The sequence below is a fragment of the Rhodococcus sp. AZ1 genome, from assembly GCF_054979605.1.
In genome coordinates this window covers 1-13,942 of the sequence record NZ_JBUEQF010000001.1, presented here as the reverse complement: position 1 = coordinate 13,942, position 13,942 = coordinate 1, and the positions used below count along the sequence as shown (strand labels likewise).

Annotated in this window: 16 protein-coding genes; 7 read left to right on the top strand and 9 right to left on the bottom strand. The window is 66.2% G+C overall.

Going from position 1 to position 13,942, the window contains the following annotated elements:
- The first annotated feature begins 4 nt into the window (after positions 1-4).
- Positions 5-697, top strand: a complete 693-nt coding sequence (locus ACY48E_RS00080) for a TetR/AcrR family transcriptional regulator (protein WP_462870006.1) — start codon at positions 5-7, stop codon at positions 695-697.
- 17 nt (positions 698-714) lie between these two features.
- Here ACY48E_RS00080 and ACY48E_RS00075 read toward each other — a convergent pair whose 3' ends face one another.
- Complete coding sequence (locus ACY48E_RS00075; RefSeq protein ID WP_462870005.1) at positions 715-1,710, bottom strand: LacI family DNA-binding transcriptional regulator; 996 nt, start codon at positions 1,708-1,710, stop codon at positions 715-717.
- Positions 1,711-1,975: 265 nt separating this feature from the next.
- Here ACY48E_RS00075 and ACY48E_RS00070 point away from each other — a divergent pair, with 265 nt between their 5' ends.
- Together ACY48E_RS00070 and ACY48E_RS00065 are read left to right on the top strand one after the other, a co-directional pair.
- Positions 1,976-5,011 carry a hypothetical protein gene (locus ACY48E_RS00070; protein WP_462870003.1) on the top strand — a complete coding sequence of 1,012 codons (3,036 nt, stop codon included), beginning with the start codon at positions 1,976-1,978 and terminating at the stop codon, positions 5,009-5,011.
- A gap of 40 nt (positions 5,012-5,051) precedes the next feature.
- Complete coding sequence (locus ACY48E_RS00065) at positions 5,052-5,594, top strand: hypothetical protein (RefSeq protein ID WP_462870002.1); 543 nt, start codon at positions 5,052-5,054, stop codon at positions 5,592-5,594.
- 2 nt (positions 5,595-5,596) lie between these two features.
- Here the strand turns inward: ACY48E_RS00065 and ACY48E_RS00060 are convergent, their stop codons facing one another.
- Positions 5,597-6,550: a T3SS (YopN, CesT) and YbjN peptide-binding chaperone 1 gene (locus tag ACY48E_RS00060; RefSeq protein WP_462870001.1), complete on the bottom strand. Its 954-nt coding sequence runs from the start codon at positions 6,548-6,550 to the stop codon at positions 5,597-5,599.
- A gap of 81 nt (positions 6,551-6,631) precedes the next feature.
- Here ACY48E_RS00060 and ACY48E_RS00055 point away from each other — a divergent pair, with 81 nt between their 5' ends.
- From ACY48E_RS00055 to ACY48E_RS00045, 3 genes are all read left to right on the top strand, one after another.
- Positions 6,632-7,330 carry an NUDIX hydrolase gene (locus ACY48E_RS00055; RefSeq protein ID WP_462870000.1) on the top strand — a complete coding sequence of 233 codons (699 nt, stop codon included), beginning with the start codon at positions 6,632-6,634 and terminating at the stop codon, positions 7,328-7,330.
- 146 nt (positions 7,331-7,476) lie between these two features.
- On the top strand, positions 7,477-7,674 hold the full coding sequence (locus tag ACY48E_RS00050; RefSeq protein ID WP_462869999.1) for an antitoxin Phd: 198 nt from the start codon (positions 7,477-7,479) through the stop codon (positions 7,672-7,674).
- A gap of 2 nt (positions 7,675-7,676) precedes the next feature.
- The gene (locus tag ACY48E_RS00045) at positions 7,677-8,075 is read left to right on the top strand and encodes a type II toxin-antitoxin system death-on-curing family toxin (protein ID WP_462870479.1); all 399 of its coding nucleotides are present in this window, start codon (positions 7,677-7,679) and stop codon (positions 8,073-8,075) included.
- Positions 8,076-8,563: 488 nt separating this feature from the next.
- Here ACY48E_RS00045 and ACY48E_RS00040 read toward each other — a convergent pair whose 3' ends face one another.
- The 7 genes from ACY48E_RS00040 to ACY48E_RS00010 all read right to left on the bottom strand — a co-directional run bounded on the left by ACY48E_RS00040 (position 8,564) and on the right by ACY48E_RS00010 (position 11,766).
- On the bottom strand, positions 8,564-8,764 hold the full coding sequence (locus ACY48E_RS00040; protein ID WP_462869998.1) for a helix-turn-helix transcriptional regulator: 201 nt from the start codon (positions 8,762-8,764) through the stop codon (positions 8,564-8,566).
- On the bottom strand, positions 8,761-9,189 hold the full coding sequence (locus ACY48E_RS00035) for a hypothetical protein (RefSeq protein ID WP_462869997.1): 429 nt from the start codon (positions 9,187-9,189) through the stop codon (positions 8,761-8,763). Before ACY48E_RS00035 ends, ACY48E_RS00040 begins: the two co-directional genes overlap by 4 nt.
- A gap of 259 nt (positions 9,190-9,448) precedes the next feature.
- Positions 9,449-9,826 (bottom strand): type II toxin-antitoxin system RelE family toxin, encoded by a 378-nt coding sequence (locus ACY48E_RS00030; RefSeq protein ID WP_462869995.1) that lies wholly within the window; start codon positions 9,824-9,826, stop codon positions 9,449-9,451.
- A gap of 11 nt (positions 9,827-9,837) precedes the next feature.
- Entirely contained in the window at positions 9,838-10,158 is a 321-nt protein-coding gene (locus ACY48E_RS00025) for a type II toxin-antitoxin system Phd/YefM family antitoxin (protein WP_462869994.1), read from the bottom strand.
- 168 nt (positions 10,159-10,326) lie between these two features.
- The gene (locus ACY48E_RS00020; RefSeq protein WP_462869993.1) at positions 10,327-10,872 is read right to left on the bottom strand and encodes a TetR/AcrR family transcriptional regulator; all 546 of its coding nucleotides are present in this window, start codon (positions 10,870-10,872) and stop codon (positions 10,327-10,329) included.
- Positions 10,869-11,072 (bottom strand): hypothetical protein, encoded by a 204-nt coding sequence (locus ACY48E_RS00015; RefSeq protein ID WP_462869992.1) that lies wholly within the window; start codon positions 11,070-11,072, stop codon positions 10,869-10,871. Before ACY48E_RS00015 ends, ACY48E_RS00020 begins: the two co-directional genes overlap by 4 nt.
- Before the next feature lie 40 nt (positions 11,073-11,112).
- Positions 11,113-11,766 carry an HAD family hydrolase gene (locus tag ACY48E_RS00010; protein WP_462869991.1) on the bottom strand — a complete coding sequence of 218 codons (654 nt, stop codon included), beginning with the start codon at positions 11,764-11,766 and terminating at the stop codon, positions 11,113-11,115.
- A 486-nt stretch (positions 11,767-12,252) separates the two neighbouring features.
- Between ACY48E_RS00010 and ACY48E_RS00005 the strand changes: the two genes are divergently transcribed.
- On the top strand, positions 12,253-13,821 hold the full coding sequence (locus tag ACY48E_RS00005) for a hypothetical protein (RefSeq protein ID WP_462869990.1): 1,569 nt from the start codon (positions 12,253-12,255) through the stop codon (positions 13,819-13,821).
- Positions 13,822-13,942: the final 121 nt, after the last annotated feature.

The following is a 13,942-nucleotide window of genomic DNA, read 5'->3' as shown; positions in this document are numbered from 1 at the left end:
CCTGATGAGCCGTGAGCAGAGCAGATCCGTCGACGGCCGCAAGCGTCGGTGGGAGCAGCACAACGCCGATCGGCGGCAATTGGTGATCGACGCCGCCCTGGCCGTTCTCGAGCGGGAGGGGCGGACGGCGGAGCAGGTGTCGGCGCAGCAGATCGCGGACGAGGCGAAGATCCACCGCACGGGCATCTATCGCTACTTCGACGACCGGGCCGATCTGGACCTCGCCATCGCGCGCACCGTCTGCGCCATGCTCGAGCGCACGCTCGCCGATTCGGTGGTGCTCGAGGGCACTGCACGCACCGTCGTGCGGCGTGTGGTCGATGCGTACGCCCGGTGGGTGGTCGAGCACCCCGGCTGGAGCTTCGTGATCGAGCAACCCGCGGCCGGATCGGATTCGCCTCTGCAGGAGACGATTTCGCGGGTGGCGGATCGGATCGAGGTGTCGCTGGTGACGGTGCTGACGCTCGTGGGTGCCGAGCTCGACTCCGATGACCTCAAGCTCGTGACGCCGTGGGTGTCGAGTCTGGTGACGGGTGTGATGGGCGCGGTTCGGGCGTGGCGTGCCCAGGACGATCCGTTGGACCTCGACCGGTTCGTGGAGTTCCTGGCCGACACCATCTGGATTCAGATCACCGGCCTGAGCGATTCCCGCGGCCTCGCCCTTCCCGAGGAACCGCTCGAGCAGCTCCTCGAGTAGCTGCGCCCCGACCGCGCTCAGGTACCGCGGACCACCAGTGGGGGCCGCAGCAGCCGCTGAACATGGGCGTGCTCACATCCGGCCAGTCGCGACAGAAGTTGTTCCACCGCAATCTCTGCCATCGAGGTCAGCGGTAGATCGCACGCGGTCAGCGGCGGTGCCACACTTCGTGCAATGTGCGGCAGCGCAATGGCGGCCACCGCAATGTCCTCGGGCACCCTCTTGCCCGCGGCGGCGAGAGCCGGCAGAAAAGTCGGTAGCGACTCCTCGTTGATGGTGATGATGCCGTCGACGTCGGGACTGGTCTCGAGCAGCCGATGCACGAACGCCGGTCCGGCACCGAGTTCGTCCGGGCACGTCAGTTCCACACCGGTGATGCCCTCGGCAGCAACGAGTTCGGCGAAGCGTGCGCTCGCGCGCAGGGCGGCGCTGTAGCGCGCCCGGACCATCGCGTCCGAGCGATTGACCAGCGCGATGCGTCGGCGTCCCCGGCTGCGGAGGTACGAGAAGCATTCGCTCACCACGAACTCGTGATCGATGTCCACCCAGTCGTACCCGTCGGCCACATCGGAGCGGCCGATCGCGACGAACGGAACCGGGGAGTCGAGCGTGCGCCGCACCCTGGCGTCGTCGATCTCGATCTCCATGGCGATCACGCCGTCGATTCGCCGTTGCGCGAGCATGCGGTCGTAGCGGTGCGGTGCGGCAGCGCCGGTGGGTGAGAGCAGCACGTCGTACTCCCGCGCCGCGGCGGCCTCGGTGACGGCCCCGACCAGCGCGAGCTGACCGGAGAGCAGGCGATCGCCGCGACCGGTGGGCAGCGAGAGCGCGAGCACGCCCGTGGTGCCGGAGCGAAGAGCCTGCGCGGCGGCGTTGGGTACGTAGTCGAGTTCGACCATCACCGCCTCGATGCGCGCACGGGTGGCGGCACTGATCGGCCGTTTGCCCGACAGCGCGTAGGACACCGTGCTGCGCGATACGCCGGCGCGCGCCGCTACCTGGCCGATATCCACTGGTGACTCCTTCCGACACGTCGTCGATCATGTCCCCGGCCCGACACGCTCGCACCTTTAGCTAACGAATTGGTAACAGCACATGGCCTTGTTCCGACGGCCGGGTGCGCTGTCGTTCATTCTGCATCGAACCGATTCGACCACACGGGTTCGACGACACAGTTTCGACAACACAATGGGGTGTGCGATGCGTGACCTGCGACTGCTTCGAACAGTGACGACGGCGGTGATGGTAGCCGCTGCGACAACGTACACGCTGACCACGATGCCCGCCGTGGCCTCGGCTGATGCTCTCCAGAACGTGGATGACGCGACGGTGAGCGCCACCGCAGGATTCGGGTACGACGGCGGGTGGATCGGCAACTGCTGTTTCCGCGACCTGTCCGCGGGCACCGTGCACTACACCAGCACGGCCGGCGCCACCGCGACGTTCAACTTCACCGGCACCTCCGCCACCGTGCGGGGTGTGCGCGATGTCGATCAGGGCCAGGTGAGCTTCCGCGTGGACGGCGGCACCACCTCGACGGTGGACAACTACGCCGCCACGCGCGATCCCCAGGCCGCCCTGTTCGACACCGGCGCCCTACCCGCCGGACCCCACACCATCACCATCACCGCGCTGGGCACCAAGAACCCCGCCAGCACCGGCTCGTTCATCGCCCTGGATTCGGCCGACTTCACCGGGCCCACGATTCCCGCTCCCGGCTTCACCCTCACCTCCGATCTCTCTACTGCCGCAGAGTCGTTCACCCCGTGGGCGGCGGGCTCGCTCTACGGGATCTTCGGCTCCGGCGTCCCCAGCTCCAATCTCGTCGACGGCATGCGGCTGCGCACCCTGGCCACCAAAGCGCAGGACGGGCAACAGCATCCGGGTTCGGACGCCCTCGAGGTGGCCAAGCCGTTCTTCGATTCCGGCGGCCAGGAGATGCTCATCTATGCCACCGACGTCTACCGCAACTTCCCCTACGAGCGCACCGGTGTCGATCAGTACCAGGGCTTCCTGCGCACCGAGGTCGAGCAGGTGAAGGCGTCGCCGTACCGGGACAAGATCGTCTTCATCCCCTACAACGAGCCGGAGGGCAACTGGTTCCCGAACCTCAACGGCAGCGCCGACGTGCAGAGCAGGTTCAACGCCGAGTGGCTCTCGACCTACAAGCTGATCAAGTCGATCGACCCCAACGCCAGGATCGGCGGGCCCAACCTCACCGGCTACTACCCGTCGACCATCTCCTCGCTGCTGACGTTCTGCAAGGCCAACAACTGCATGCCGGATCTGATGACCTGGCACGAGTTGGCCGCGGTATCGGGCGTGCGCAACCACGTCAGCGCCTACCGGGATCTGGAGAAGTCCCTGGGCATCGGCCCGATCCCGATCAACCTCAACGAGTACGCGACACCGCGTGATCTTGCGCAGCCGTCCACCATGCTGCCGTGGATGGCGGCTCTGACCGACATGGGTGTCGACGGCGATCTCGCCTACTGGCGTGTGAACGGAACGCTCGACGACTCTGTGGCACAGCAGAACACGCCGAACGCGCAGTGGTGGCTCTACAACTGGTACGGCTCGCTCACCGGCAAGCGCGTCCCGGTGAGCAGCAGTGGCAACAACAACGACGGCACCCCGCAGGGCGTGTCGACCTACGACGCCACCCGGCGCACCGCCACGATGCTGCTCAGCTCGTCCGGCCGACCCGCCACGGTGACGGCCAAGTTCGCGAGCCTGCCGTCGTCGGTGTTCGGCGGCACCGCCCACGTGACGGTGCTGCAGAACAAGTGGTCGGGCAACACCGGTGCCGCCGAGGCACCGCTCCGGATCGTGGACAAGGACGTTCCCGTAGGCGCCGACGGTTCGCTGGCAGTGGACATCTCGAGTGACGCCGACTCCGCGTACAAGGTGGTGGTGAGCCCCGGAGGCGGAACCCCGAGCGCAGTCGCAACCGGCTTCCGCGCAACCTACGAGGCGGAGAAGGCGACCCTCAGCGGCGCCGGATACAACATCAACAACGAGGGCAACGACGCCACCTCGGGCGGGCAGGATGTGGGCGGGCTGCGTACCGGTTCCACCACCACCATCGACTTCGCGGTGAACGTCCCCCGCACCGGCACCTACACCCTGCGACTGACCAGCGGGAGCAACGCCAAGGCCAACGGTGTCAACGGCACCACGCAGGTGTTCGCACGCGTGGACAAGGGCGCGGCGATTCCCGTTCCCGTTCCCGTGAGCTACAACTGGCCGGTGTGGAACAACTCGGAGGTGACCCTCCAGTTGTCCGCGGGGGCGCACTCGGTGACGCTCGCGACCACCGGGGACAACGGCGCCGCCATGGCCGGTGACGCCATCGTCGACAAGATCGACATCATCGAAGGTGACGCGGCTGCGGCGCCGGTGACCTACGAGGCCGAGCAGGCTGACCTGGCGGGCGATGCAGGCGTCGACTACACCGCTCGCAGCCAGTCGGGCGCCGCGGTGGCGTCGCTGGGCGTCGGCGGAAGCACCACCTTCTGGGTGTCCGCGCCCCGCGACGGCTACGCCGATCTGGCGTTGAAGTCGCTCGGTGGCGGCACCGGGACGGTGACGGTGAACGGCCAGAACATCGCGTCCCTGGCCGGGGCGCCGCAGGGCGGCGTGTCCTTCGGCAGCTCCACCTTCGGCAGCTCGTCCGGTGGCGGTGCGGCTGCTGCGGGCACGCAGACCAACCGGGTGTTCCTGGCCCAGGGTGTCAATCGGGTGGTCGTCGCCGGCACCGGCGGTCGCCTGCTCGTCGATTCGTTGGTGGTGACACCCGCCGCCATCAACGATTCACGCACCATCACCGTGCCGGCGGAATCCGGGAGGCTCTCCGGCACAGCGGCTGTGAGCACCGAATACAGCAATGCGCGGGGATCGGTGGTCACCTCCATCGGCAACGGGCGCGCGAACTCCCTCACCGTCACCGCCACCGTTCCCACCGCCGGGAAGTACGCGGTGACAACGCGATTCGCCAACGCCGAGGAGCTGCCGTCCAACCACTACAACCCCGACCTGATGGTTCGCGAGGGCCAACTGTCGGTGAACGGTGGCGCGCCTGTCGTGGTGGGCTTCGGCCCCACCTACAGCTTCAACCAGTTCTTCACCGTCACCACGTTCGCGGACCTGAAGGCGGGCGCCAACACCCTGGAACTGTGGGCTGATCAGCGGTTCGATCTGGACGGCACCACCATCGGCAAGGTGGTCTCCGGGGACGGCGGGGTGGGCTCGCAACTACGCTCGAACCAGGCCGCCAACATCGACGAGTTCACAGTGTCGCCGGTGACGTACTGACCGTGGGAGTGGCCGATCATCGGAAGGGACGTCGCCCGTGGTGACCGAGTTCGTGCGCGACCACGCCTTCACCATCGCGTGGTTCGGGTTGATGGCGTTCGTGTGGTTCGGGTGGGGTCAGGAGGATCCACCGCCGGGCTGGTCGGCGCGGCTCGGTATCGGGTCCGGCCTCGGTGTCGTGCTGGCCGGTGTCTTCGGCACGGTGGTGGCCCTGAGGTGGGACTCCGGTAGCGCCCTCGACGGTCGGTACCCGTTGTTCGGTGTTCTCGTCGGCGCCGAGGTGCTCGCGGCCGGCATCGGCTGTGCGGTGCTGTGGCGGCGTGGCGCCACCCGCTGGATGGCCTGGTGGGTCGCGCTCGTCGTCGCATTCCACTTCGTGCCCCTGGCGTTTCTGCTCGGCGACGCGTCCCTTGTGGTGCTGGCAGCCGTCCAGGCCGGCCTGCTGGCGCTGGTCGTCCCGCGACTACGGGCCGACCACCGGGCGACCAGCCGTGTGGTCGGGCCGGTGATGGGGCTGACTCTGCTCGGATTCGCCGCGGTGTCCACCATCGTCTTCGTCACCCGCATGGACACCGCGATCTGACCTCAGCTCGCCCGTGTGCCCGTGCGGAGCTGCAGATCCGCCCGAGTGTGGGTGAGGGTGTCGAGGAAGACGTCGATCATCGCGCTGAGGTGATGCGGCGCGAACGGGTATGCGGGCACGAACACCGACTGCCAGACGGACCTCCCCCGCAGGGTCCATCTCGGCCACGATTGGTCGCGGTTGAAGAGCGCGACCTCCACCGAGGCCGCGCGCATCGATCGCACATTGCGGGCTACGCACGAGAGGATCTCGATGGCCGGCTGGCTTCTGTGCACGATGACCCACACGGGCGCTCCATCGTCGCCCAGCACGAAGTCTCCGTCGTCGTCGACCTCCGGTGCGGTGCCGAACTTCTCCTGTAGCAGCCGAGAGACGATGCCGCACAGTTCGTCCCGGTCGGTGACCTCGAACGCCACACGCGAGAGCACCGACCGCGGCGCGTCCTCGACCGGTACATCTGCGGTGGCGCACAACTGAAGCACGTCGGCACCGGCCGCCGCCGGCCCCGTCGCCGTGTACGACAACAGCTGCGGGTGCGCGACACCGAAGATGATCTCGAAGACGGCCCGAGTGTGGTTGGCGGTGACGTCGACCTGCTCGATCGGCCATTCTCGGAACCAGTTGGCTCGATTGGGGTCACGGCCGTGCTCGTTGCCCTCCCAGCCGAGTACGTCCAGCCGCGAGCACCCTCTTTCGTCGAGTCGATGCGCCGGGGCGAGGAACTCGTTGCCCGTCACCTCAGCCCGCATCATGCGCCCGTCGTCGAACACCGCGAACTGGGCATACGGCAGGCAGCCGAGCTCCGGGTCGCCGGAGCAGGCTCCGAGCTCGATGCACAGGTTGTCGCCCTCGGCCATCGTGCCGAGGTAGGTGGTGAGGCCGTTCTCGAAGGTCTCCCACGCGGCGAGGGTCGTCTCGTACCCCTGGTCGTGGCCGTTGATGTTCGGATCGGTCATGGCTGCTCCTCCAGTTCGGTGCGCACTTAAGCATGCGCTTGTCGCTAATTATTAGCACGTTTGGCGCGCTAATGTGGGGTCATGTCGACCGCGGACCTGAACTCGTTCCCTCGCCCCGGCGTCACCGTCGACCTTGCGATCCTGACTGTAACCGCACCCACCGACAACAATCCTCAGCTGCGGCTCCTGGTCCAGAATCGCACAGAACCCGCAGGTAGAGCCCTTCCCGGCGGGTTCATGCGCGAACGGTGGACCGTGGCCGACACCGTCGCCGACGTGTTGCGCCGCAAGGTCGGCATCACCCCCGCGGCCGGCGTGCAGCCGCGGTTGCTGCGGGTGTTCGACGACCCCGACCGCGACGATCGCACCTGGGCCATCTCCATCGCACACTCGGTGTCACTGCGCGAGCCCGACCTGGCCTCCGTCGCCGGCGATCTGGTGGCGATCACCGACGACGGCCGACTGCACGGCGAAGGCCGGCTGCTCTTCGACCACGACGCCATCGTGTCCGCGGCCGTCGCCGCCCTGCGCGAGCGCTACGAGTTCCGATACCGGTACGTCAACACCTTCCCCGACCCCGACGGCTTCCTCCCCGAACCCTTCACACTCCACCAACTACGCAAGGTGCACGAGGCGGTGATCGGGGAGGAACTGCACAAGGACAACTTCACCCGGCGCATGAAACCGCACCTGGAACCTGTTCTGCAGCATGGGGTTCAGGTGGTATCGGATGGTCTGCGAGGGCGGCCGGCGGGGTTGTTTCGGCGGGGTGAGGGGTGATGCGGCCTCGCGAACTCTCGCGCGATCACGGCCCCGCGCGCTGCCGATCGTCCGCTGAGAACGCCAGCGCTACCAGATGCGTACCGAGCCCGGTACCGTTTTTGGTACCAGTCTTCAGCTCCCCCAGGCGTCGGAAGGGCGACAACGTGCCATCTCTGAACATCACCTTCACCGAAGAGGAGCAGCAGGAACTGCGCGAGGCTGCACAGCGCGCGAACGTCTCCTTGAAGACGTTTGCCCACGATGCCGTCACAGCCGCGGCAAGCTCCAGGAAACGCCAGGTGGCGGAGGCATCCAAGCGGGTCGCGGCGGTCTCGGCAGAACTCAACCGACGACTTGCGTGAGCATCTACCACCTCGACCGCGACGACATTCTCACGATCGCGGGTGACGCAGTGGGGTCCGTGCCCGTCGTTCGGGACTATGGGCTGCTCGATGCCGCTGTCGCGAGACCTCGATCTGACGTCTTCGGCATCGACGCCTACCCCGAGTTGTTCGACAAGGCAGCGGCGCTCCTGCACTTACTCGTTCGTAACCACGCTCTGGTCGACGGCAACAAGCGGACGGCCTGGGCCGCAGCGTCGGTCTTCCTCACGGTCAATGGTGTCCCTATCGATGACCACATCGACGCTGAGCGTGCCGAGAAGTTCATGAACGACGCGGCCACGGGTGCGATCGAGATCGATTACATTGCACGCGAACTCGCGCACTACCACCGCCAAGTCACCACCGATGGTCCTTCGTGAACTCGTCCGCCGCCGTGCCGCTTCGGAGTCGAAAGGGACGGCGTCGACTTCGCTCTCGACGCGTTGCAGCACTTCCATCCGTCGCGATCGCTCCTCGTGCTCCTTGTAGTGGTCCTGCTCGGTGTCGGGCCGCCCCTCGTGGGGTCCGGCGGACAATTCGGCGAGACTGATTGCACTAATGGCCATCTCGTCCGGGAGATCGGTTGGGTCGATCCATCGCCGAAGGATCAGGCTGTTCGTGTCGATCATCCCTCGACGGTGTCGGTAAGCGGTCATACGGGCTGATCGAAATCTGCTCACTTGCCGCGTCCTGATCCGACCGGAACGTAGCGACATCGACTGCGGGCGCGTTCTTCGACATGCTCGCGAAATCCTGACGTGACACGAACCGCCGGCGTCGGGTCTCGTCACCGTTCATCGTCACACGTTAGCGCTTGGTGCGACAGGTTGACGACCTGCGTGCGCAGGACGAACCAGCCACGATTGCACTACCCGCCGCTGTCCGGAGTGAAGACGTCCTCGATGCGGGCGTCGAAGACCTTTGCGATGCGGAAGGCGAGGGGCAGGCTGGGGTCGAACCGGCCGTTCTCGATCGACAGCACGGTCAGTCGCGTGACGCCCAGCAACTCCGCCAGCTGAACCTGCGTCCACCCCGCGTGGAGTCGGCGCTCGCGGACACTGTTCTTCACGCGGCGAGTACGCCCGCGCGGATCAGCGCGTAACGCGTGGTCGCCGAAGCGAACGCGACCACCAGCACGAACAGCAGTGCCCACTGGGCGGACACGTCGGCTCGGGTGATCACGAGTACGGCCAGACCCAGTCCGACAACGGTCACCACGTCGGTGGCCGTTCCGGCGAGCGCTCGGGTCATCCACACCGACTCCGCCGAGTCGCGGGGCGGGCCGGCGTCGGGAAGGGTCTTCGGCGCCACCAGGACAATCCATCCGAATGCGATACCGAAGGGCAGGCTGGTGACCGCGAAGACCAGACCGGCCAGCCCGGGGTGCGCGGGCGTCGCCAGCGAAGCCCCGGCTCCGGCGAGGCCCGCGATCGCACCGCCCACTCCCACGGCTCCGAGCCATCGAACCACCACGCCGCTGTCCCACCGAGCCATCGCCGCACCTCCTGCATGTATATCGACCTATACGTACAGCAAACTATACATGCCATGACCAAACCTACGGGTGCGGGCCGGGCGGGGTGGTCCTGCCCGCCTCTCAGCGAATTCGACTGGTTCGCCCGGCGAACTCGTCGACAGCGGTCGATACCTCGGTTTGGCACTTGCGCCCATTGCGGACCGACACATGTGGACACCAGGTCGAGACCCGCCAACCGGACGTAACGACCTCCATGGCGAGCGGCGGGATCGCCCCTCAAGCGTCCGACTCGTCGGCTCCCCACGCCAGTCGAAGTACTGAATCGAGGTGCGCCGCGGCGTTCCGGTCTGGGTGCGCGGCGAGCCGCGCCTGCGCTAGCCGGTAGCACCTGTCGTCGGCGCGGGCCGCGATCACCCACACCACAACCACGGCGTCCTGCTCCACTCGGTAGACGATCCGGATGTCCTTCCGCCCGACCACCAACCTGAGGAAGCCCGTGAGGTTGCTGCTGCGCCGAGAACCGAGCGGCAATCCACGTTTCGCGGGCTCGGTGCGCAACTTCGTCAATCCGAGGAGCACCCGGCGTTGTTGTTCGTGGTCCAAGGCCCGAAGATCGTCTGCCGCCTCCGGCAGCAAGGTGATCTTGTACTGCATGCGCCTGTCCGCTACGCGTCGTCGCTATGTCCAGTGTCGTCGTCGAGATCATCGAGCTCGAACCCGAGTTCTGCGGCAACCTCGTCGAGGTCGATGCGCGCTCCCGTGTCGGTGGCCATCCGAACGACGGCAAGCGCGAGGATTCGCAGATCATCCTCTCGCTCATCGAGGTCTTGCAGGCGCTCCATGTCGGCCGGGCTCACCAGTGCTGCCGCCGGTCGATTGTTCTTCAGCACCACCACAGTGCGGCCCGCGCTGACTTCACTGACGTGGCGGGAGAGGTCACGACCGAGCTCGGTCACGCTGACCAGGTCGCGGGTATCGGTACGCATGAGACCACCTTCGAATCGACAAGACACCACCGCAGACCACGACAGTACAGATAATTCTCTGTAGATGACGGCGAACGACCAGTATAGGCCCGCCTGCTGCGCTTCGTCTGATGGCGGGTCAGCACGCGCCTGAGAGCGACCGTGTCGATAGGCCAGAGATCCGTGCAGTCAACGAGGACCGGTCGCAAGTCTCGCAGCCCCGGCCGCCCAGGTGCGGTCGAGGTCGGAGCCGGGCGGGTATCGGCCGTCCAGTTCGAGGATCATCATCCCGTGGGCGAACGACCACAATGCCTGCGCCACAGTCGGATCGCCGGTGACGAGAAAGAACGGCGACCCGGACCACTCCTCCAACCCCTCCGGCAACTGCTCGCGGCTGAGCGGCCCGGCCGTGGTCAGCCGGTAGAGATTGGGGTGCGCGAGGCCCATTGCGCGGTAGGCGGCGAGCAGATCGTGCACCGGCATCGAGCCCGCGAGTGCACCGTGCAACGCATCCCCCATCTCGATGAGCCCCTGCGTCACCAGCGCTGCCTTGATCTGATCGCGGTTGGCGAAGTGCTTGTAGATCGATGGTGCGCGGATGCCGAGGGCGTCGGCCAGTGGCCGCATCGACACTCCCTCCCACCCGACGTCTTCGAGCATCACCCGTGCCGCGTCGACGATCTGACGGGCACGCGGGGGCAGAGACAGCGCGAAATGCTCAGGTGTACCGCTCATTCCACGCGTCGCCTGAGTGCGTCGTTCATGGCGTCGAAGCCATCGGCCACATCCAGCGCGGAGCCGGCGAACGGCACCAGCGCCCCCGTGAACCGCTCACCCTGAGTGAAGGTGACGCTTGCGGGGCCGGTCGGCTCGATCAGGAAGTAGTGCTCGCCGTCGACGACACCGGGCACACCGAACCGGCCGATCCAGCGCATTAACAGTGTTGGCCAGACGGCGCAAGGGTGGGCAGTGTCGTTATCCGCGGGTGATGATCCGAGCGAGCTCGGCCAGTGAATCGACGCGCAGGTCGGCCACCGCGACGTCCGGGCGGTGGGCATGGATGTGCCCCCACGGTCCGCGGCGCAGGAAGGCCGTGCGAAGCCCGGCGGCGTGGGCGGGCAGAACGTCGTTGTCCACGCGGTCACCGACGTAGAGGACCTCGTGAGCAGAGGCGCCGGATGCGTGCAGCACGCGGGCGAAGAACTCCGGTGACGGCTTGGCCACACCCCACTCCGCCGACGACGCAACGAAGTCCGCGTCGAATCCCAGCTCGATCAACTGCGCCACCGCCGACGCCGGCTGATTCCCGGCAATCCCGACGGTGAACCCGGCAGCGCGTACGGCCGCGAGGCAGTCGAGCGCATCGGGGTAGAGGTCGACGGGCCCGATCGCCGAATTCGCTGAAAGCCGGGCAACACCGAGCAGCTCCCACGCCACCTCGTGCGACTCGCCGCGGGCGATGGTGGCGCCGATGGCGGCCATCATCGTGAACGGAGTGAGCCCCGCCCGCTTCGCCTGGTCGGTCCACTGCCGCGTTTCGTCCACCAGCGTCTCCCCGACATCGAAGACGACGGCCCGCACGTCCCGAGGCATCTCTTGCCGGTCACCGTTCACCGCATCTGTGCTCACCCATCCACCGTGCCAGGCTCACCCCTCGATCAGCCGGTGCAACGCCTCTCGGGTTCGATCGTCGGTCGAGTAGATCACCGTGCCGACGTCCAACCGAAGACGTTTAGGAGCCCGGATCGGGCCGCCCCCCTTGCTACCCTGCACCTGGCTGCCCGAACATTCGCCGCGCGGCTCAAGGGGCTGCGCGGCGTATCCCTAAGTCGGGTGCCGGTTTCTCGTCGACAAAGCGAACGCAGACCAGGAGATCGCGCCTCGAACTGCGCGGCGGATCTGCTCTGCCACCAGCGCGGACCGCGGCGCGATCACCAGCGGAGGCCTCCACATGGCCATTGACAGGTGGTCCGTCGGACTACATCGCTACAGTCTGTTTCGACCTTCATTCGTAAAGCAAGGGTGGTTTGTCATGGTCTCGTCGAAAGTAACTTGTTTGGGAACCCCGGTAGAAGGTCGATCAGGTGATCGGCGAACACTCTTGACGCTTACGCGATGACCGTCCTCTACCGGGCACTGTGGTCCGCATCGGCGACGAGCGATCCAGACAAGTTGCTTGCCGATGCCGTCGGTATCGTCTCGGCATGGGCCCGAGGGTCCTCGGGCTTTGGTCCCTTACCGGAGGGCCGCTCAGAACTTGAGATTTCTCAGGGCCGCCACCGATCTGTCTTCTTCCGACGGATCGGGGACACTGCTGTCGAGATGATCATCGACGACCAGAATCCTGACGACAGGACCGACTGGACCACGGTAGTCCGTCTCGTTGTGGATGGAAACCAGATCCACTCGCTTGTCGAGAACCGGGTGCAGGCCGCTGATGTCACACTCCGTATATCCATCGGACGACCTAGGTTCGTTCACGACCTGCTCCTCGCTGTCGCCAAGCCCCACCTCGGCGACAGCGCGCTGCTCACCGCGCCGCAAGACCTACCAGCCAACGGCATCGATATCTTGACGAAGCTTCTAGCGAACCCAGATCGCACAGTGCCCGTGGTCGTGTGCTCGGAACCTTTTGGCGACCACGACCGATCGTGGCTGGCAGTGGCTGCGAGGATCGCCTCGCGAGCCGAAGGCATCGCAGTAGTGATCACTTTGGACAGCGATGCTGTTGTCGCGTTCAAGGAATCGTTGGGGGAGTTGGCGATCTGGGGAGGCGGCATCCGGGTTTATTCGCCGGTGCCCGTCGGGGCGACTTCGGAGGGGTGGCGGCATAGGTACTACCTGCGTGATCGAATCGATTCTTCGCCGCAGGCGACGATCGACCGCATCGTTTACTCTGTCGCGCAGCTTTCCACGCGAAGGCGGGTACCCTTGGCCTTCGATGTTTTCGACGACCATAGCCGAACATCGACGGTGTCGTTGTCAGATCTCGAAGATGCTCGCGAACAGTGGGATTTCGAGCTCGACCTTGCGCTGGAGAGAGCCAGTGAGCTGGAGAAGGAACTGGCATCAGCCAACGGACATCTCGCGCGCCTCAAGCGAGTCCTGGTCGCCCGTGAGCTCGGTGAGCTACTGTGGGGTACCAAGGACGAAGGAGTGGCCGACGCCCCCGACGAGGTTCAAGACACTTCGGAGGCGGTTTTCGCCGCGCGGACCTACCTCTCTCAATGGATCTCGATTCCGGACTCTGCCGCGAGGGCACTTGAGGACATTGACACCACCACCGAGTCGTACTCCTGGGGGAATGCAGCTTGGCGCGGTCTCAAGGCGCTCGCTGCGTACGCCGAGGACCGGGCCGGCGGCTGGGACCGGGGCGGTTTCTGGGAGTGGTGCGCAAGTGGACCCGTCGTCGGGTGGCCGGCGAGCACCAAGAAGCTGTCGATGAGCGAAGGTGAGACCGTTCAGAACAACGACAGACTCAGACGAGCGCGGGTGTTCGAGATCGACCCTGCTGTTGATCAGGCCGCGCAGATCGTCATGCTTGCCCATCTCAAGATTGCCGAGGGCGGCGGTAGGCTCGCGCCGCGCATCTACTTCCACGACGACACAGGCGGCGCCACGAAGCAAGTCCATGTCGGTTTCGTCGGCCCTCACTATCTTGTTCCCAACAAGTCGACCAACTGACATCAGAGACCCGCCCTCATCGGCGGAGCCACATGGGTGGGTCGTTGTGCAGGACTGAGCATTAAAGTGGCTTAACGGCGAAAAGCCACCACTAGTGCGACGCGCCTGAAGTAGTTGGGCG